The sequence below is a fragment of the Enterobacter sp. SA187 genome (assembly GCF_001888805.2).
Lineage (GTDB): Bacteria > Pseudomonadota > Gammaproteobacteria > Enterobacterales > Enterobacteriaceae > Enterobacter_D.
The window spans coordinates 3,124,913-3,144,455 of record NZ_CP019113.1 but is presented as its reverse complement, the minus strand read 5'-3'; the positions used below and the strand labels follow the sequence as shown (position 1 = coordinate 3,144,455).

General features: G+C 56.0%; 18 protein-coding genes. 13 read left to right on the top strand and 5 right to left on the bottom strand.

What is annotated here, in order from left to right:
• The first annotated feature begins 163 nt into the window (after positions 1–163).
• Together BMF08_RS15050 and BMF08_RS15045 are read left to right on the top strand one after the other, a co-directional pair.
• Positions 164–1,048 (top strand): SDR family oxidoreductase, encoded by an 885-nt coding sequence (locus BMF08_RS15050; protein ID WP_072568356.1) that lies wholly within the window; start codon positions 164–166, stop codon positions 1,046–1,048.
• Between the two features lie 52 nt (positions 1,049–1,100).
• Positions 1,101–2,939 carry a glycoside hydrolase family 15 protein gene (locus BMF08_RS15045; protein WP_072568355.1) on the top strand — a complete coding sequence of 613 codons (1,839 nt, stop codon included), beginning with the start codon at positions 1,101–1,103 and terminating at the stop codon, positions 2,937–2,939.
• Positions 2,940–3,017: 78 nt separating this feature from the next.
• Here the strand turns inward: BMF08_RS15045 and BMF08_RS15040 are convergent, their stop codons facing one another.
• Positions 3,018–3,206 (bottom strand): DUF1272 domain-containing protein, encoded by a 189-nt coding sequence (locus tag BMF08_RS15040; RefSeq protein ID WP_072568354.1) that lies wholly within the window; start codon positions 3,204–3,206, stop codon positions 3,018–3,020.
• A gap of 165 nt (positions 3,207–3,371) precedes the next feature.
• Here BMF08_RS15040 and BMF08_RS15035 point away from each other — a divergent pair, with 165 nt between their 5' ends.
• Positions 3,372–3,623: a ParD-like family protein gene (locus BMF08_RS15035; RefSeq protein ID WP_072568353.1), complete on the top strand. Its 252-nt coding sequence runs from the start codon at positions 3,372–3,374 to the stop codon at positions 3,621–3,623.
• Complete coding sequence (gene map, locus BMF08_RS15030; protein WP_072568352.1) at positions 3,620–4,402, top strand: type I methionyl aminopeptidase; 783 nt, start codon at positions 3,620–3,622, stop codon at positions 4,400–4,402. The genes BMF08_RS15035 and map overlap by 4 nt, the downstream gene beginning before the upstream one ends.
• A 184-nt stretch (positions 4,403–4,586) precedes the next feature.
• Here map and smrA read toward each other — a convergent pair whose 3' ends face one another.
• Entirely contained in the window at positions 4,587–5,150 is a 564-nt protein-coding gene (smrA, locus tag BMF08_RS15025; protein WP_072568351.1) for a DNA endonuclease SmrA, read from the bottom strand.
• A 503-nt stretch (positions 5,151–5,653) separates the two neighbouring features.
• Here smrA and ogt point away from each other — a divergent pair.
• The 3 genes from ogt to uspE all read left to right on the top strand — a co-directional run bounded on the left by ogt (position 5,654) and on the right by uspE (position 8,207).
• Positions 5,654–6,169 carry a methylated-DNA--[protein]-cysteine S-methyltransferase gene (gene ogt / locus BMF08_RS15020; RefSeq protein WP_072568350.1) on the top strand — a complete coding sequence of 172 codons (516 nt, stop codon included), beginning with the start codon at positions 5,654–5,656 and terminating at the stop codon, positions 6,167–6,169.
• A 194-nt stretch (positions 6,170–6,363) separates the two neighbouring features.
• Positions 6,364–7,116, top strand: a complete 753-nt coding sequence (gene fnr / locus BMF08_RS15015; RefSeq protein ID WP_072568349.1) for a fumarate/nitrate reduction transcriptional regulator Fnr — start codon at positions 6,364–6,366, stop codon at positions 7,114–7,116.
• A 143-nt stretch (positions 7,117–7,259) separates the two neighbouring features.
• Positions 7,260–8,207, top strand: coding sequence for a universal stress protein UspE (gene uspE, locus BMF08_RS15010; protein ID WP_072568348.1), 948 nt, complete (start codon positions 7,260–7,262; stop codon positions 8,205–8,207).
• A gap of 57 nt (positions 8,208–8,264) precedes the next feature.
• Here the strand turns inward: uspE and pntB are convergent, their stop codons facing one another.
• Together pntB and pntA are read right to left on the bottom strand one after the other, a co-directional pair.
• Complete coding sequence (pntB, locus tag BMF08_RS15005; protein ID WP_072568347.1) at positions 8,265–9,653, bottom strand: Re/Si-specific NAD(P)(+) transhydrogenase subunit beta; 1,389 nt, start codon at positions 9,651–9,653, stop codon at positions 8,265–8,267.
• Positions 9,654–9,663: 10 nt separating this feature from the next.
• On the bottom strand, positions 9,664–11,193 hold the full coding sequence (gene pntA, locus BMF08_RS15000) for a Re/Si-specific NAD(P)(+) transhydrogenase subunit alpha (protein ID WP_072568346.1): 1,530 nt from the start codon (positions 11,191–11,193) through the stop codon (positions 9,664–9,666).
• 525 nt (positions 11,194–11,718) lie between these two features.
• Between pntA and ydgH the strand changes: the two genes are divergently transcribed.
• The 6 genes from ydgH (at position 11,719) to tus (ending at position 18,100) form a co-directional block, all read left to right on the top strand.
• Positions 11,719–12,663: a DUF1471 family protein YdgH gene (gene ydgH, locus BMF08_RS14995; protein WP_072568344.1), complete on the top strand. Its 945-nt coding sequence runs from the start codon at positions 11,719–11,721 to the stop codon at positions 12,661–12,663.
• A gap of 180 nt (positions 12,664–12,843) precedes the next feature.
• Positions 12,844–14,226, top strand: coding sequence for an amino acid permease (locus tag BMF08_RS14985; protein WP_072568343.1), 1,383 nt, complete (start codon positions 12,844–12,846; stop codon positions 14,224–14,226).
• 37 nt (positions 14,227–14,263) lie between these two features.
• Positions 14,264–14,986 (top strand): dihydromonapterin reductase, encoded by a 723-nt coding sequence (gene folM / locus BMF08_RS14980; protein WP_072568342.1) that lies wholly within the window; start codon positions 14,264–14,266, stop codon positions 14,984–14,986.
• 66 nt (positions 14,987–15,052) lie between these two features.
• The gene (rstA, locus tag BMF08_RS14975) at positions 15,053–15,772 is read left to right on the top strand and encodes a two-component system response regulator RstA (RefSeq protein WP_072569439.1); all 720 of its coding nucleotides are present in this window, start codon (positions 15,053–15,055) and stop codon (positions 15,770–15,772) included.
• A 26-nt stretch (positions 15,773–15,798) separates the two neighbouring features.
• Positions 15,799–17,106, top strand: coding sequence for a two-component system sensor histidine kinase RstB (gene rstB, locus BMF08_RS14970; RefSeq protein WP_072568341.1), 1,308 nt, complete (start codon positions 15,799–15,801; stop codon positions 17,104–17,106).
• 64 nt (positions 17,107–17,170) lie between these two features.
• Positions 17,171–18,100 carry a DNA replication terminus site-binding protein gene (gene tus, locus BMF08_RS14965; RefSeq protein ID WP_072568340.1) on the top strand — a complete coding sequence of 310 codons (930 nt, stop codon included), beginning with the start codon at positions 17,171–17,173 and terminating at the stop codon, positions 18,098–18,100.
• Here the strand turns inward: tus and fumC are convergent.
• Entirely contained in the window at positions 18,097–19,500 is a 1,404-nt protein-coding gene (fumC, locus tag BMF08_RS14960) for a class II fumarate hydratase (RefSeq protein ID WP_072568339.1), read from the bottom strand. The genes tus and fumC overlap by 4 nt on opposite strands.
• Positions 19,501–19,543 lie beyond the last annotated feature (43 nt).

The following is a 19,543-nucleotide window of genomic DNA, read 5'->3' as shown; positions in this document are numbered from 1 at the left end:
AAAAGAACATTTTTTAAACATCTCCCCTTATTTATGGCGGGTAGATCCTAATATAAAAGAAGTAAAGTTCTTAAAATTAATCTTAATTATTATAGAAAAATTTCGCGCACCGATGATTTCGTGTCTAGGGTTAATACGTGTTTTTATCAACGAGGCGGATATAATGACAAACCAGGATAACAAACTTTCGCAGTACCCACGTCCACCTTTCCCTGAGCAGCCGCAACAGGCGCCAGGCCTTGCCTCTGAGATGAAGCCGATTCCCGATCATGGCGAAACTCGCTATATCGGCTCTGGCCGTCTGGCAGGGAAAAAGGCGCTGATCACCGGAGGCGACTCAGGTATTGGCCGTGCTGTTGCCATTGCGTATGCTCGTGAAGGCGCAGACGTGGCTATTAACTATTTACCGGAAGAAGAATCCGATGCGGAAGCCGTGATTGCCCTGATTCAGGCAGAAGGCCGTACCGCTGTTGCCCTGCCGGGCGATATTCGTTCCGAAACCTTTTGCCAGCAATTAGTGGTGGAAGCCATTAATAAGCTGGGCGGTCTGGATATTCTGGTGAATAACGCTGGTCGTCAGCAGTTTTGTGAATCCATTGAAGATCTCACAACCGAGGCGTTTGACGACACCTTCAAAACCAACGTATATGCCCCTTTCTGGATCACCAAAGCGGCGGTGCCGCACCTGAAGGAAGGCGCGGTGATCATTAATACTTCGTCCGTACAGGCCTTTAACCCGAGCGACATCCTGCTGGATTACGCGCAGACCAAAGCCTGTAACGTGGCCTTTACCAAAGCGCTTGCCAAGCAGCTGGGCAAAAAAGGTATCCGAGTGAATGCGGTCGCCCCGGGCCCTTACTGGACGCCGCTCCAGTCCAGCGGTGGTCAGCCGCAGGAAAAAGTGAAAGCCTTTGGCGAAACCGCGCCGCTGGGTCGTCCGGGCCAGCCTGTGGAGATCGCGCCGCTGTATGTGCTTTTCGCTTCTGACGAAAGCTCCTTCGCGTCCGGCCAGGTCTGGTGTTCCGACGGTGGTACCGGCACCGTGTAACAGAATGGCGGGCCTTTGCCTGCCATTTTTCTTTTTGCAGGATAGAGTGCCGATGAAGAATCAATCTTATACCCACCCGGGTCGTGTGGATGGCTATGCCGGGCTGGGCGACTATGCCGCTATCGGCGATGGTCGTTCGGTGGCGCTTATCGCCCCGGATGGCGCAATTGACTGGTGGTGCGCGCCTAATATGGATTCACCCCCGCTGTTTGACCGTATTCTTGACGCCACACATGGCGGCTTCTTTCAGATTGAACCCATCGGCGAATACTGCGTAAACCGTATGTACCGCGAAAACAGCAACGTGCTGGAAACCTGCTATGAAACCGATTCCGGCAAAGTAAAGTTCACTGAATCCCTGAACAGTAATCACGCGGGACGTCTGCCCTGGTGTGAACTGGCGCGTCGTGTGGAAGGCGTTGAAGGGGAAGTGACGTTAAAAATGGTCTTCGTGCCGGGTTCAGCCGCCTGTACCCGCGCCCCCTGGCTGGCTGAATCTCCCAAAGGCCAGGTCATTCATATCGGTGAGCTGATGGCGATGATCAGCACCACCCCTGATGTCACGCTCACCCGCACGGAAGATGATCGTATAGAGGCGACCCTGACCACCTCTCCCGGCTCCCGCAGCCTGATCGCCCTGCTGGTGAGTGATAAAGAGCCGCTGGCCGTGCCGCCGCTGGAAAGAATCGACCACCGTATTGAGATCAGCGATCAAATGTGGCGGCAATGGACTGAGGATCTGACCTATGACGGACGTTTCCCGGAACACGTCAAACGCTCGGCGCTGGCGCTGAAGTTTTTGCTTTACTCGCCAACAGGGGCACTGGCAGCGGCGCCCACCACCTCGTTACCGGAAGGCATTGGCGGCGAGAAAAACTATGATTACCGCTACGCCTGGATCCGCGATGCCTGTCTGATTATTCGCGCATTTGCCTTTATCGGCGCGCTGGAAGAATGCAAAGCGGCTTTTTCCTGGCTGACGCACACCATTGTGCGACATGAAGGCGAGCTGCGCGCCTGCTACACCCTTAACGGTGAAATTGTGCCGGATGAAACCTGGCTGCCGCTGGAAGGTTATAAGGGATCCCAACCGGTGCGAATTGGTAATAACGCCCAGAGCCAGCGTCAGCTGAGTATGTTTGGCGATATGCTCGACACCGCCCTGCTGTTCGTCCATGCCGGTCACGTGCTGGATCTGACCACTTCCCGTCTGCTGTCACGGCTGGCCAATGACTGTGCCGACTCCTGGCGACAGGATGATTCGGGGATCTGGGAACTGCCAGAACGTAATCATTATACCCATTCGAAAATGGCCTGCTGGGTGACGCTGGATATCGCCGCTAAGCTTGCCAGCGATGGACATATAGAATCCACCTGGATCGACCGCTGGACGCGGGAAAAAGATCGTATTCGGGACTGGATCGAAGAACACTGCTGGTCTGAAAAGAAGCAGGCCTACACTTTTTATCCCGGAACAGACAGACTGGATGCCTCGCTGTGCCTGGTGTGGTACTACGGCCGGGAAAACAATCTGGCGCGTATGACATCCACCTTTGACGCAATGGTGGCGGAACTGGGGCACGGCACCCCCATGCTCTACCGCTATAGCGACGTGGAAAAAGAGGAAAGCACCTTCGTGGCCTGCTCGTTCTGGCTGGTGGAAGCCTGGGCGCGGCTGGGCAACGACGAAAAGGCGTCAGGTTATATGGAGCACATCCTGGAATGCCTGTGTAATAAGGGCAACGTCGAAACCTTTAATGAGATGTTTGATGTGCGAACCGGCGACTGGACGGGAAATGTCCCGCAGGGACTGAGCCATTTATCGTTGATTTGCGCCGCCGATGCCCTTTCCCGCCAGCGGGAAGAAGGCGACAACGCGTGGCATGTGTGAATAGTCACAGATCACCATATCGCAGGTCGGGTCAGGCGCAGCCGCCACCCGACAAAATCCACCACAAATCAGAGGCCGTCAGGCCTCTTTTTTATGCCGCGCGGGTCGCCGTAGCAGTTCGCCGCCACAGTTCGGGCAAGTATGTTGCAACGGCGACCGGGCGCAGTCGGCGCAGAAAGTGCATTCGTATGAGCAAATCATGGCCTGCGTCGAGGTGTGCGGCAACGCGGCGCCACAACGTTCACAGGCAGGTTTTAGTTCAAGCATCAATTGTCCCCTCTGTTTTTTGCTGAGCTTATGTCAATCCCGCCACAGGCGACAGCCCCGCGCCGGACAGCCTGATGTCAAAAAGGGACATGTTGTACGCCGGTGAGGTTATGCTATTATACGTTTCATATATGTTTCGTATTAAACCGACAGGCAGGATCACCTATGGGTATTGTGAAAATCTCGGACCTGATGCATGAGAATCTGCGTCTTGCCAGCAATGCGATGAGCCGCTCGATAAATTCTCAGGCGGAACACTGGTTAAAAATTGGCATGCTGGCGGAAGTCTATCCGCATTTAACCCATCAGGACCTGATGCGCCTGCTGGTGCAGACCGAGTCGCAGGGCGGCGCGGAAATTCAAAAATTAGTCCAGGCCGGGGCATTTCCGGCACAAAAAGAGGCGCTGATACCATGACGATAAAACTCCATACGCAGGAAGAAATAGAGCTGGCCCGTGCCGCAGGTCAGGCTGCCGCCAGTGTACTGGCGATGATCGGTCCTCACGTGCGCCCCGGGATCACCACCGATGAACTGGACAGGTTGTGTCACGACTTCATTGTGAACGAGCTGAAAATCACGCCGGCGAACATTGGCTATCAGGGCTATACCCGCACCGTCTGCACCTCCGTCAACCATGTGGTGTGTCACGGTATTCCGGCGGAGAAAGTCCTGAAAAAAGGCGACATCGTGAATATTGACGTGGCGGTGATCAAAGATGGCTGGTACGGCGATACCAGCCGTATGTATTTTGTCGGCGAACCCTCGATCCGCGCGAAACGCCTGGTGGATATCACCTATGCCTCTATGGTGGCCGGGATCAAAACCGTCCGTCCGGGCGCGACGCTGGGAGACATCGGGGCTGCGATCCAGCGCGTGGCGGAAGACGCCGGTTTTTCCGTCGTCAGGGAGTACTGCGGGCACGGCGTCGGGCAGGTTTATCATGACGAGCCGCAGATCCTGCATTACGGCGTTCCCGGCACCGGCACGGTGCTGAAACCGGGTATGATTTTCACCATTGAGCCGATGATCAACGCCGGTAAAGCAGCCACCAGCGTGCTGTCTGACGGCTGGACGGTGGTGACTAAAGATCGCTCGCTTTCCGCCCAGTGGGAACACACCGTAGCCGTTACGGAAAACGGTTATGATTTACTGACGCCGTGGCCGGATGGCACCGGCGAATATGAAGCGCTCTAGCGCGCTGATAATTTTCTACTCCTGAAGGATAATATTAAGCGCCCTGTCTGGTATGCAGGGCGTTTTATATTTACAAGGTGAATAATTTAAGCGCAAATAAATAAAAATTGCGGCCCTGCTTATTCATGCGCCCCGCTGACCGCGGGGAAAATTATCACCGGCGCAGCCGTTAAATAAAAACAAACTAGCGACTGCGTTTGGCGTGACGCTCCCAGGTTTCCTGTTTAGCAGCGGCGGATTTACGCAACGCCACATAACAGGCTCCGCTGCCGCCGTGGTGCTCTTTCGCCACGCAAAACGCCTGCACGTCTTCAAACTCGGTCAGCCAGCGTGCCAGGTAACTGCGCACAATATTGGCGTGAGAGTTGTCGTCGCGTCCTTTACCATGGATGATCAGCAGATTGCGCAGGTTATCTTTCGCTGCCTGATGCATAAAGCTGAACAGCATTTTCCGGCATTGCTCCACCGGCTGACGCAGCAGATTCAGGCTCGCCTGTTGGCTGTATTTGCCCTGGCGTAATTTCTCAATGACGCCTGTTTGCAGGCCTTCGCGCCTGAACTCCAGCGGCGTGTTGAGCGGCACAATGTCCAGAAAACCCGTGGTCAGGAAGTTATCCAGTTGCAGGAGATCAGGATGCTGCGGGCCGGGGGCGCGGCGCTCCGGCTGCCAGTGCACGTCGGTGCTGCGCTTCAGGGGTTGGACATCTTCCATGGCGTCGAGGAACAGGGATTTGTCGTCAAGGTTCATGTTGTTGTCCTCAGGCTACTTCTGCTGGTGCCAGCATCCCTCTACTATAACCGCGCCGCGCCCGCGTCTCAATGACCATCCCTGATTTCCCAAAGGCGTTAAAAAAATCATAACCAGATGGAATACTATTTCGCTGGTCTTTTATTCGCCTGCCCTTAACTAATACCCCATGAAAATTAAAATGACAGGATAAATAAAAATAATGAGACATTAATGACATCCGCGACTGGAATTATACCGCAACCTGGCTATAACTTAAATTAACCCACAGGGACGATTTCTCGGGAATAAGCTTAGGAAGCACTGCTGTGTGTACTGTAGAGTCTGGCGGATGTCGGCAGACTCTATTTTTTTATTTCTTAAATGCGCAGGTGATTATTATTTAGTCAGCAAAACGTTTCGCTGGTTATTAATGGTGCGCTACCTCTCAGGGAGGGTAGAGACGGGGTTGTCGTCGTGCTAGATTATCTCCGCCCTTTCCCGCTGCCTTTACCAGGATCCCCATGCTGACGCTGCTTGAAGATAAAATTGCTACCCCGCTTGGCCCCTTGTGGGTGATGTGCGATGAACAGTTCCGTCTGCGCGCGGTGGAATGGGAAGAGCACAGCGATCGCATGGAACAGCTGCTGAGCCTGCATTATCGCCTTGAAGGTTATCAGCGCGTCAGCGCCAGTAATCCGGGCGGCCTCAGCCAGAAGCTGCGCGACTACTTCGCGGGGGATCTTGACGTTATTGACACCCTGCCCACCGAAACCGCCGGTACGCCCTTTCAGCGCGAGGTATGGAAAGCGCTGCGCGCCATTCCCTGCGGCCAGGTGATGCATTATGGTCAGCTGGCCGCGGCGCTGGGTCGGGCAGGTGCCGCCCGCGCAGTCGGCGCTGCTAATGGTTCAAATCCGGTAAGCATTGTGGTGCCCTGTCATCGGGTGATTGGCAGCAATGGTATGCTCACGGGGTATGCGGGCGGCGTACAGCGAAAAGAGTGGTTGTTGCGCCATGAGGGCTACTTTTTATTGTGAGAAAAAAGGACATTTAGTGCTTTTCTATCAGTGATTAGCGTAAAAAGCCCTAATCTATATGCGGAATATCAATGACATACAATAAATAATGTTATTAGGTTTCCAATAATCACCTTCTGGCACTGTCCCGGACTTACCTCTGCTCTAAAAAGATGTTAAAATTGACCAAAATCAATTAAGGCTTGAGCAGACCTATGATCCCGGAAAAGCGAATTATACGACGCATTCAGTCTGGCGGTTGTGCTATCCATTGCCAGGATTGCAGCATCAGCCAGCTTTGTATCCCTTTTACCCTTAATGAACATGAGCTGGACCAGCTTGATAACATTATCGAGCGCAAAAAGCCTATTCAGAAAGGGCAGACGCTGTTTAAAGCAGGGGATGAACTGAAATCGCTCTACGCTATCCGTTCAGGCACCATCAAGAGCTACACCATCACTGAACAGGGCGACGAGCAAATCACCGGCTTCCATCTGGCTGGCGATCTGGTGGGCTTCGATGCTATCGGCACCGGCCATCACCCGAGCTTTGCGCAGGCGCTGGAAACGTCCATGGTCTGTGAAATCCCCTTTGAAACCCTCGATGACCTGTCCGGTAAAATGCCGAACCTGCGTCAGCAAATGATGCGTCTGATGAGCGGCGAAATCAAAGGCGATCAGGACATGATCCTGCTGCTGTCGAAGAAAAATGCCGAAGAGCGTCTGGCGGCCTTTATCTATAATCTGTCGCGCCGTTTTGCCCAGCGTGGCTTCTCGCCCCGTGAGTTCCGTCTGACCATGACCCGTGGCGATATCGGCAACTATCTGGGTCTGACGGTAGAAACCATCAGCCGTCTGCTTGGTCGCTTCCAGAAGAGCGGCATGCTGGCGGTGAAAGGCAAGTACATCACTATTGAAAACGGTGACGCGCTGGCGGTACTGGCCGGACACTCCCGTAACGTTGCCTGATTTTTCCCCTTCGCAGCCTCCTTTGCTGGATCGTTAAATTTATCTGATTTATTGATCTGGCAAAGGTTCTCCCCTGTTTCATTCATCATATTTGGGTTATCTTTTAGTTACAGACTGCGGTGACAGATGTAAGGAGACCCTGTATGGCCAGATATCAAAATATGTTGGTTGCCATCGATCCCAACCAGGACGATCAACCGGCATTACGGCGCGCTGTTTATCTACATCAACGGATTGGTGGTCGGATCAAAGCCTTTTTGCCAATCTATGATTTTTCCTACGAGATGACCACCCTGCTGTCGCCTGATGAGCGCACCGCCATGCGGTCAGGGGTGATCAGCCAGCGGACCGCGTGGATCCGCGAACAGGCCCAGTATTATCTTGATGCCGGCGTACCTATCGACATTAAAGTGGTCTGGCATAACCGTCCCTTCGAAGCCATTATCCAGGAAGTGCTGAGCGATCATCACGACCTGGTGCTGAAAATGACCCACCAGCACGACAAACTGGAATCGGTGATCTTCACCCCTACCGACTGGCACCTGCTGCGTAAATGCCCCTGTCCGGTATGGATGGTGAAGGATCAGCCGTGGCCGGAAGGCGGCAAAGCGCTGGTGGCAGTAAACCTTGCCAGCGAAGAGCCGTACCACACGGCCCTTAATGAGAAGCTGGTGAAGGAAACCATCCAGCTTGCGGATATGGTTAACCATACCGAAGTGCACCTGGTAGGCGCATACCCTGTTACGCCAATCAATATCGCCATTGAACTGCCGGAGTTCGATCCCAGCGTCTATAACGATGCCATTCGCGGCCAGCATCTGCTGGCAATGAAGGCGCTGCGCCAGAAATACAGCATCGATGAGAAGCTGACCCATGTGGAAAAAGGTTTGCCTGAAGAAGTGATCCCGGATCTGGCGGAGCATATGCAGGCGGGCGTGGTGGTGTTAGGTACGGTGGGCCGTACCGGGCTGTCAGCGGCGTTCCTGGGGAATACGGCGGAACAGGTTATCGATCACCTGCGCTGCGATGTGCTGGTGCTGAAGCCGGACGAGTTCCAGACCCCGATCGAGCTGGATGACGAAGACGATTAACCTGCCCTCAGAAACAAAAAGGCCGCTCATTGAGCGGCCTTTTATTTTTGCGGTGTCTTACAGCGCTTTCAGGATGGCATCCACGCTGGCTTTTGCATCGCCGAACAGCATGTGGGTGTTCTCTTTGAAGAACAGCGGGTTCTGCACGCCTGCATAGCCGGTGTTCATGGAGCGTTTAAAGACGATAACATTCTGCGCTTTCCACACTTCCAGCACCGGCATACCGGCGATCGGGCTGCGCGGATCGTCCAGCGCCGCCGGGTTCACCGTATCGTTCGCGCCTATGACCAGCACCGTGTCGGTATCGCTGAAATCGTCGTTGATTTCGTCCATTTCCAGCACGATGTCATAGGGCACCTTCGCTTCCGCCAGCAGCACGTTCATATGGCCCGGCAGACGACCGGCAACCGGGTGAATGCCGAAACGCACCTTGATGCCGCGCGCGCGCAGCTTCTCGGTAATATCGGCAACCGGATACTGGGCCTGCGCCACCGCCATGCCATAGCCTGGGGTGATGATCACGCTGTGGGAGTTTTTCAGCATCTCAGCGGTCTCTTCTGCGCTGATTTCACGGTGCTCGCCCACTTCTTCGTCGCTGCCGGTCGAGGAGCCATCAGTGCCGAAGCCGCCTGCGATCACGCTGAAGAACGAACGGTTCATCGCCTTACACATAATGTAAGAGAGGATGGCGCCGGACGAGCCTACCAGCGCGCCGGTGACGATCAGCAGGTCGTTGCTCAGCATAAAGCCCGCCGCCGCTGCCGCCCAGCCCGAGTAGGAGTTGAGCATGGAGACCACCACCGGCATATCCGCCCCGCCGATAGACGCCACCAGATGCCAGCCAAAGGCCAGCGCGATAACGGTCATCACCAGCAGCGCCAGCACCTGCAACCCGACGCTTTCGGTGCGCACGAAGATCACCATCAGCAGGAAAGAGACCACCAGCGCCGCCAGGTTCAGCTTATGGCGGTTAGGCAGCATCAGCGGCTTAGAGGAGATTTTGCCGCGCAGTTTGCCAAAGGCCACGATGGAGCCGGTAAAGGTCACCGCGCCGATGAAGATACCGAGGAACACTTCGGTCAGATGGATGTTGACCAGAATCGGATCCAGACCCGCGTCGTGATACAGATAGCTGTTAAAGCCCACCAGTACCGCCGCCAGACCCACGAAGCTGTGCAGGATCGCCACCAGCTCCGGCATCTCGGTCATTTCGACTTTCTTCGCCAGATGAATACCGATCGCGCCGCCGATAACCATCGCCACGATGATCCACACCACGTTGCCGGTTTCCGGGCCAAAGATGGTGGCAATCAGCGCGATAGCCATACCGGCGATGCCGAAACGGTTACCCTGCTGGGAGGTTTCATGCTTTGACAACCCGGCCAGACTGAAAATAAACAGGATCGCGGCAACAATGTATGCAGCTGTAACTAATCCTCCAGACATATGTTACCCCTTAGTTCTTCCGGAACATTTTCAGCATGCGCTGAGTGACGGTGAAACCACCAAAAATGTTAATGCTGGCGATCAGCACGGCGATAAAGCTCAGGAAGCTGATCCAGCCGCCATGACCAATCTGCAATAACGCGCCGACCACGATGATGCCTGAAATGGCATTGGTCACCGACATCAGCGGCGTATGCAGCGCATGAGATACGTTCCACACCACGTAATAGCCCACCACGCAGGAGAGCGCGAAGACGGTGAAGTGACCCAGGAACTCTTTCGGCGCGACATCAGCGAGCCAGCCAAACAGAATGATCGCCAGCGCCATCAGGGCGAATTTACGCCATGGCGATGCGGGAACCGCCTCTTCAATCGGCTCAGGTGCGGCTTTTGCCGCCGCTTTCGGCTGGGCAGAAACCTGAATAGGCGGCGCGGGCCAGGTGATTTCACCCTCACGCACGACAGTTACGCCACGCACCACCACGTCGTCAAAATCAACGTTCACGTTGCCGTCTTTCTCTTTGCAGAGCAGTTTAAGCAGGTTAACGAGGTTGGTGCCGTACAGCTGGGAGGACTGGGTCGGCAGACGACCCGGTAAATCGGTATAGCCGATCACCTTTACGCCGTTTGGCGTGGTGACGACTTCATTGGCGATAGTGTATTCACAGTTGCCGCCGTTTTGCGCAGCCAGGTCGACGATGACGCTGCCCGGCTGCATGGAATCGACCATTTCACGGGTGATAAGCTTAGGCGCCGGTTTACCGGGGATCAGCGCGGTGGTGACAATAATGTCCACTTCTTTCGCCTGGGCGGCGAACAGCGCCATTTCCGCTTTGATAAAGGCCTCGGACATGACTTTGGCATAACCGTCGCCGCTGCCCGCTTCCTCTTCGAAATCCAGCTCAAGGAACTCCGCGCCCATACTCTGCACTTGTTCTTTCACTTCCGGACGGGTGTCGAAGGCACGGACAATAGCGCCAAGGCTGTTAGCTGCGCCAATCGCCGCCAGACCTGCCACGCCTGCGCCAATCACCATCACTTTCGCGGGCGGTACTTTACCGGCGGCAGTGATCTGCCCGGTGAAGAAGCGGCCAAATTCGTGGGCGGCTTCGACAATGGCGCGGTAACCAGCGATGTTGGCCATCGAACTGAGCGCATCCAGCGACTGGGCGCGGGAAATACGCGGCACCGAGTCCATCGCCATAATGGTGACATTGCGGGCCGCGAGTTTTTCCAGCAGTTCCGGATTCTGCGCAGGCCAGATAAAGCTCACCAGGGTGGTGCCCGGATTGAGCAACGCAATCTCATCGTCACCCGGAGCATTCACCTTGAGAATAATGTCTGACTGCCAGACGTCATTTCCGTCAACGATCTGCGCGCCCGCACGGGTATACGCCTCGTCGTCAAAACTTGCCAGTCTGCCCGCGTCGCTTTCCACAGCGACAGTGAAACCCAGCTTAAGCAGTTGCTCGACCGTTTTCGGTGTGGCAGCCACGCGGGTTTCATTGGCCAACCGTTCTTTTGGTACACCAATACGCATAGTTTTCCCTTCCATCGGTTTAAGATGATGGTTTGTCAGTTTTCTCAAAAGACCTTGCCCGCCACCCACAGGGGTAACGAACATCAACGCTAATAAATCAAACGGTAACAAACTTTCTATAACCTACTGAAAATAACGCCTGCGATCTAGCGCCAGAAAAGAGTATTTCTTATTTAATTGCGGAATATTAAGAGAAACGCGTTCTGACTGGCTGGTTTAACTTAAAATTGCGGCGCGCGCCCCATAATCCGCCAAAGCGAGGCGGCAAAACATGATTACCTGTTTGCTGAGATCAACAATTTAACAATGAGTTAACTTATAAAAGTCATATGCTTTACCGGTTTTGCTGGTCTGGCGGCTGTTTTTTCCACATATATCTAATTGTTATGGTAATTCAGCTAACGCCCCGCACTGGCCGTTAAAAATGACGCAGACAATGACGACATTTCAATGCCATAATCGGCAACGTTTTCAAGACAACCACACTACCAATTACTGGTTTGCGCAAGGCGAAGGATTATTTTTATGAAGCTTAAGAACACCCTCGTGGCGTCTGTACTTCTTTCAGCGACAACATTGTCGGTTAATGCAGCGACAGAATTGACGCCTGAGCAGGCAGCAGCGGTTAAGCCTTACGATCGCATCACGATCACTGGCCGTTTTAATGCCATCAGCGACGCCGTGAATGCCGTCTCTAATCGCGCCGATAAAGCAGGCGCGGATGCCTTCTATATTGTCGACTCTGCCGATTATGCCAACAGCGGTAATCAGCGCGTGGTGGCCGATCTCTATAAATCAGATGCGCCAAAAGCGGATGCGCCAAAAAATCGTGTCATTAACGGCGTGACCGAATTAACCAAAGATCAGGCGATCGAGCTGGAACCTTTTGACACCGTCTCGGTGCGGGGTTTCTACCGCAGCCAGCCTGATATTAACGCCGCCATCACCAAGGCCGCGAAAGCGAAAAATGCGGCCTCTTACTATATTGTGCGCCAGGTGGATACCAACGACGGCGGCAACCAGATGATCACCGCCTACGTCTATAAAGCAGACGCCAAAAAACGCGTACTGCAAAGCCCGGACGCTATTCCGGCAAACTCTGACGCAGGACGCGCAATGCTGGCGAAAGGCGGCGAAGAAGCGAAGAAAGTTGAGATCCCGGGTATCGCCACCAGCGCCGCGCCAAGCGCCGAAGTGGGTCGTTTCTTTGAAACCCAGTCATCAAAAGGTGGCCGTTACACTGTCACTTTACCGGACGGCACCAAAATTGAAGAAGTGAATAAAATCACCGCGGCGCAAATGGTGCCCTTCGACAGCGTGAAGTTCACCGGTAACTACGGCAACATGACGGAAATCTCCTACCAGGTGGCCAAACGCGCGGCAAAGAAAGGCGCAAAATATTACCACATCACCCGCCAGTGGCAGGAACGTGGTGGCAATATCACCATCAGCGCCGATCTGTATAAGTAATTCCCCTCTTAAAAGGCGGCTTGTGCCGCCTTTTACAGCTTTTTGCATAATTTTCTGCTGTACCTCATTGCATGCGCCTGCCGCTCTTCGTAAAATTCCGCGCCTCAGTGTGATCCACCATTTTTATGCGCTACGGCGAAATAATTATTCTGGATCCAGTTCGTTCATAACAGGATGACGATGGAAAAGAAACTTGGCCTTAGCGCTTTAACTGCGCTCGTTCTGAGCTCCATGCTCGGCGCGGGTGTGTTCAGTCTGCCGCAGAATATGGCGGAAGTCGCCAGTCCCGCCGCCCTGCTGATTGGCTGGGGGATCACCGGCGCGGGCATTTTATTGCTGGCCTTTGCCATGCTGCTGCTGACGCGGTTGCGCCCGGATCTGGATGGCGGCATCTTTACCTATGCGCGGGAAGGCTTCGGCGAACTGATCGGTTTCTGCTCCGCCTGGGGTTACTGGCTGTGCGCGGTGATCGCCAACGTCTCCTACCTGGTGATCGTATTCTCGGCGCTGAGCTTCTTCACCGATACCCCACAGCTGCGCATCTTTGGCGACGGCAACACCTGGCAGTCCATCGTCGGCGCGTCCTGCCTGCTGTGGATCGTCCATGCGCTGGTGCTGCGCGGCGTGCAGACGGCAGCCAGTATCAACCTCGCCGCGACCCTGGCGAAACTGGTGCCGCTGGGGCTGTTCGTGGTGCTGGCTGCGCTGGCCTTTAATTTTGATAAGTTCAAACTCGATTTTACCGGCATCGATCTGGGCGTGCCGGTGTGGGAGCAGGTGAAAAACACCATGCTTATCACCCTGTGGGTGTTTATCGGCGTGGAAGGCGCAGTGGTGGTGTCCGCCCGGGCGCGCAGCAAGCATGACGTGGGCCGCGCGACGCTGCTGGCGGTCATGGCTGCCTTAACGGTTTACCTGCTGGTGACGCTGTTGTCGCTGGGGGTGGTGGCCCGTCCGGAGCTGGCTGAAATGCGTAACCCGTCGATGGCGGGATTGATGGTACGTATGATGGGTTCCTGGGGCGAAATTATTATCGCCGCCGGTCTGGTTGTCTCCGTTTGCGGGGCCTATCTGAGCTGGACGATCATGGCGGCGGAAGTGCCGCTGCTGGCCGCCACCTACAAAGCCTTCCCGCGTATCTGCGCCCGTCAGAATAAAAACAGCGCGCCTTCTGCTTCGCTGTGGCTGACCAACGCCAGCGTCCAGGTGTGTCTGATCCTTATCTGGCTGACCGGATCCGATTACAACACGCTGTTGACCATCGCCTCCGAAATGATCCTCGTGCCCTATTTCCTCGTCGGGGCGTATTTGCTGAAAATCGCCAGCCGTCCACTGCATAAGGTCGTGGGTGTCGGATCCTGCCTGTATGGTTTATGGTTATTATATGCCTCCGGCCCGATGCATCTGCTGCTGTCGGTGGTGCTTTATGCGCCCGGCCTGCTGGTGTTTATCTATGCCCGCCGTACCCACCAGCATGATAAACCGCTGCGCCGCGCCGAACATGTGATGATTGCCTGTCTGCTGCTTGCAGCGGTTCCGGCGACCTGGATGCTGATGGGATAAATGCTGCGCCCATCGTCTTAACGATAAGGAGATAGCGATGGGTAAAGATCAACCCAATCCCATTTTAATTACCGGCGGAGGCCGCCGTATCGGCCTCGCCCTCGCCCACCATTTTCTCAACCTGCACCAGCCGGTGATCGTCAGCTATCGCACCCCTTACCCGGCTATCGATGTGTTGCAGGAAGAAGGCGCGGTCTGCATCCAGGCGGATTTTTGTTCCGATGACGGAATATTAAAATTTGCCGAGGAGATCAAATCCCGTACCCGTTGTCTGCGCGCGGTGATCCACAACGCCAGCGGCTGGCTGCCGGAAAAGCCCGGCACGCCTCTTACCGAGGTGCTGTCCGCCATGCTGCAAATCCATGTCCACGCCCCTTACCTGCTTAATCATGCGCTGGAAGGTCTACTGCGCGGTCAGGGTCATGCATCCACCGACATTATCCATTTCACCGATTACGTGGTGGAGCGCGGCAGTGATAAGCATATCGCCTACGCCGCCAGTAAAGCGGCGCTGGATAACATGACGCGCTCCTTTGCCCGCAAGCTCGCGCCGGAAGTGAAAGTCAATGCCATCGCCCCGTCGCTGATTTTATTCAACGAGCACGACGACGCCAGCTATCGTCAGAAGGCACTGAATAAGTCGCTGATGAAAATCGCCCCCGGTGAAAAAGAGGTTATCGATCTGGTGGATTATCTGCTCACCAGTTGTTATGTCACCGGTCGCAGTTTCGCCATCGACGGCGGTCGTCCGCTCCGGTAACGAAAGAGTGATGGCGGGTTGAAACAAGGCGGTGTATGTTGGCGTTTTTAGCTAACCATCATGCATATGAATAAGATCGTTTTTGTAGAAGACGACCCGGAAGTCGGCGCGCTGATCGCGGCGTATCTTGGTAAACACGACATCGACGTGATTGTCGAGCCGCGCGGCGACTGCGCCGAAGCGGTGATCCTGCGCGAGAACCCTGAACTGGTGCTGCTGGACATCATGCTGCCCGGTAAAGACGGCATGACGCTGTGCCGCGATCTGCGCAGCCAGTGGCAGGGACCCATCGTGCTGCTGACCTCTCTTGACAGCGACATGAACCATATTTTGTCGCTGGAAATGGGCGCCAGCGATTACATCCTGAAAACCACCCCGCCCGCCGTGCTGCTGGCCCGTCTGCGATTGCACCTGCGCCAGCATGCCGCGAACACCACGCCCGCGGCGCAGCAAAATACCTTAACGCCGCACAAAGCCTTGCGCTTTGGCAGTTTGTCCATCGATCCGGTTAATCGCCAGGTGCTGCTGGCCGGGGATGAAATTGTCCTCTCGACGGCGGATTTTGATCTGCTGTGGGAGCTGGCGACCCATGCCGGGCAGATTATGGACCGGGACGCGCTGCTAAAGAATCTGCGCGGCGTCAGCTACGACGGGATGGATCGCAGCGTTGACGTGGCCATTTCACGCTTACGCAAAAAACTGCTTGATAACGCCACCGAGCCCTACCGCATTAAAACGGTGCGCAACAAGGGCTATCTGTTCGCGCCCCACGCCTGGGAAAACTGAGTGTCGCCACAATCACAGGTGTCTGAATGAAAAAGCTGTTTGTGCAGTTTTACCTGCTGCTGTTCGTCTGTTTTCTGGTGATGACCATGCTGGTCGGCCTGGTGTACAAATTCACCGCCGAGCGTGCGGGCCGACAGTCGCTTGACGATCTGATGAAAAGCTCGCTGTACCTCATCCGCAGCGAGCTGCGCGAGATCCCGCCCCACGAGTGGAGCAAAACCCTTAAAGAGATGGATCTTAATCTTTCATTCGATATGCGTATTGAACCGCTGAATAAGTTCAGCCTTGACGCGCCAACGGCGCAGCGGCTGCGGGAAGGCGACATTGTGGCGCTGGACGCGGAGTACACCTTTATCCAGCGCATTCCCCGCAGCCACTATGTGCTGGCGGTCGGGCCGGTGCCTTATCTGTTTTATCTGCATGAGATGCGCATTCTCGACATCACGCTGCTGGTGTTTATCGCGATTTCGCTCGCATTCCCTGTCTTTATCTGGATGCGCCCGCACTGGCAGGAGATGCTGCGTATCGAATCGGCGGCGCAGCGTTTTGGCGACGGGCATCTGACCGAGCGCATCCACTTTGACCGTGGCTCAAGCTTTGAGCGGCTCGGCGTGGCTTTTAATCAGATGGCGGATAACATTAACGCTCTCATCGCCAGCAAGAAACAGCTGATAGACGGCATCGCCCATGAACTGCGCACGCCGCTGGTGCGCCTGCGTTACCGTCTGGAAATGAGCGATAACCTCAGCGAGCCGGAACGAGCGGCGCTGAACCGTGATATCGGCCAGCTGGAAGGACTGATCGAAGAATTGCTCACCTATGCCCGCCTCGACCGGCCGCAAAATGAACTGCGGCTGACGACGCCGGATCTGCCCGCCTGGCTGACCAGCCATATCGCCGACGTGCAGAGCGTAACCCCCGACAAACGTCTGCGGGTTTATGCCGACAGCGCTGCGCACTTTGGCGCGCTGGACATGCGCCTGATGGAACGGGTGCTGGATAACCTGCTCAATAACGCGCTGCGCTATTGTGAAAACGAGGTGAGCGTCAGCCTGGATCTGGACGGCAGCTATGCCTGTTTACAGGTTGACGACGACGGCCCCGGCATCGCCGAAGCGGAACGCCAGCGGGTGTTTGAGCCTTTTGTGCGTCTTGATCCCAGCCGGGATCGCGCCACCGGCGGCTGCGGACTGGGGCTGGCGATTGTGCACTCGATCGCACAGGCGATGGGCGGTGAAGTGAGCTGTGACGCCAGCGATACCGGCGGCGCGCGCTTTCGTTTTCGCTGGCCAGTTACACAACTGGTCGCCCTTCCCGTCCTGCCGGACCGTTAATCGCGGTGGCCGGAGCGGTCCGGCTGTGCTATACATAAAGTATGTTGTAACTAAGGAGTAAGCTATGGCGCGCTACGACCTGATCGAACGCCTCACCAGCACTTTTCGCCAGCTTGAGCAGCAACTGGCGGAGCTGAAAACCGAACTCGCCGCCTGTCGGCTGCTGGCAGGCCGCGTCTTTGAGTTGCCGGCAGTGGAAAAAGGCAGCGAGCACGATCCCCTGACCACCATCACCGTGAAGCAGCATATCGGCAAGGAAGCGGCTGAACGGGCGCTGCGCCACTTCACGCATCTGTTTATCCAGCAGCAGTCAGAAAAGCGCAGCAGCAAAGCCGCCGTGCGGCTGCCCGGCGTAATTTGCCTGCAAACGGCTCCCGGGCTGCGCGACGCCATCGAAGCGCGCATCGCCACCATCAATGACCTGAAGCAGGCTTTTGAGCGCATTATCACCGTGGAATCTGAACTTCCTCCCGCCGCGCGCTTTGAATGGGTGCACCACCACCTGCCGGGGCTGATTACCCTTAACGCCTATCGCTCGCTGACCACCCTGCGCGATCCGGCGACGCTGCGCTTTGGCTGGGCGAACAAACACATCATTAAGAATCTGACCCGGGATGAGGTGCTGGCGATGCTGGCGAAAAGCCTGAAAGCCCCCCGCGCGGTGGGCGGCTGGACGCGTGAACAGTGGCAGACGCGGCTGGAGCAGGAGTACAACGATATTGCCGCCCTGCCGCAACGGGCGAAACTGAAAATCAAACGGCCGGTGAAGGTGCAGCCCATTGCCCGCGTCTGGTATGCGGACACCAAAAAGCAGGTGCAGTACGCCTGCCCCGCGCCGATGATTGCGCTGATTGATGCGGAAAACGGCGGCCGGGCGCCGGATATCGGGGAACTGCTGAATTACGATGCTGACAATATTCAGCATCGTTATAAGCCTGAGGCGCAGCCGTTAACGCCGATTATTCCCCGGCTGCACCTCTTTGTTGCCGGTTAGTGGCCCGGCTTCATGCTGCCGACCATGGATTCAGGCCGCACCCAGCTGTCGAACTCTTCAGCGGTGAGATAGCCCAGCGCCAGGGCAGCGTCTTTCAGCGTCAGCCCTTCTTTATGCGCTTTCTTGGCGATTTCCGCTGCCTTGTCATAGCCGATGTGGGTGTTCAGCGCCGTCACCAGCATCAGTGACTCGTTGAGCAGCTGATCGATACGGCTGCGCACCGGTTCGATACCGGTGGCGCAGTGTTCGTTAAAGCTCTCCATGCCGTCCGCCAGCAGACGCACCGATTGCAGCACGTTATGAATGACCATCGGGCGGAAGACGTTCAGCTCAAAGTTACCGGACGCGCCGCCCATGTTCACCGCCACGTCGTTGCCCAGCACCTGACAGCACAGCATGGTCATGGCTTCGCACTGCGTCGGGTTCACTTTGCCCGGCATAATGGAACTGCCCGGCTCGTTTTCCGGAATGGCGATCTCGCCGATGCCGCAGCGCGGGCCGGAGGCCAGCCAGCGCACATCGTTGGCGATTTTCATCATTGAGGCCGCCAGCCCTTTCAGCGCGCCGTGGGTATGCACCAGCGCGTCGCAGGTGGCGAGGGCTTCAAATTTATTCGGCGCGGTGACAAACGCCTGCCCGGTGGTGGCGGCCAGCTCTTCCGCCACGCGCACGGCGTATTCCGGATGGGTATTCAGGCCGGTGCCCACCGCCGTGCCGCCCAGCGCCAGCTCGCTGAGATGCGGCAGGCTGTGCTCAATATGTTTGAGATTATGCTCCAGCATCGCCACCCAGCCGGAGATCTCCTGCCCCAGCGTCAGCGGCGTGGCGTCCTGCAAATGGGTACGGCCGATTTTGACGATATCCGCAAAGGCGCGGGATTTTTCGCTGAGCGTGGTTTTGAGTTCGTTCAGCGACGGGAGCAGCTGTTCGCGGATGGCTATCACGGCAGCGACGTGCATCGCCGTGGGGAAAACATCGTTCGAGCTCTGGCTTTTATTAACGTCGTCATTCGGGTGAACTTTGCGCTCCATACCGCGCACGCCCCCCAGCAGCTCGCTGGCGCGGTTCGCCAGCACTTCGTTCATGTTCATGTTGCTCTGGGTGCCGGAGCCGGTCTGCCAGATGGCCAGCGGGAACTCATCAGGATGCTTACCCGCCAGCACCTCATCGGCGGCGCTGATAATGGCGCGGGCTTTTTCTTCGGGCAGCAGCCCCAGATCCTGATTTACCTTAGCGGCGGCACGTTTGGTCAGCGCCAGCGCGCGGATCAGCGCCTCCGGCATTTTTTCCGTCGAGATGCGAAAATGCTCCAGCGACCGTTGGGTTTGCGCGCCCCATAATTTATCTGCCGGAACGTCGATGGCGCCCATCGAATCTTTTTCACTGCGATGCGAAGTCATACTTTCTCCCTGGATACCAAGTGATGTGGGTTGCCGACATTGC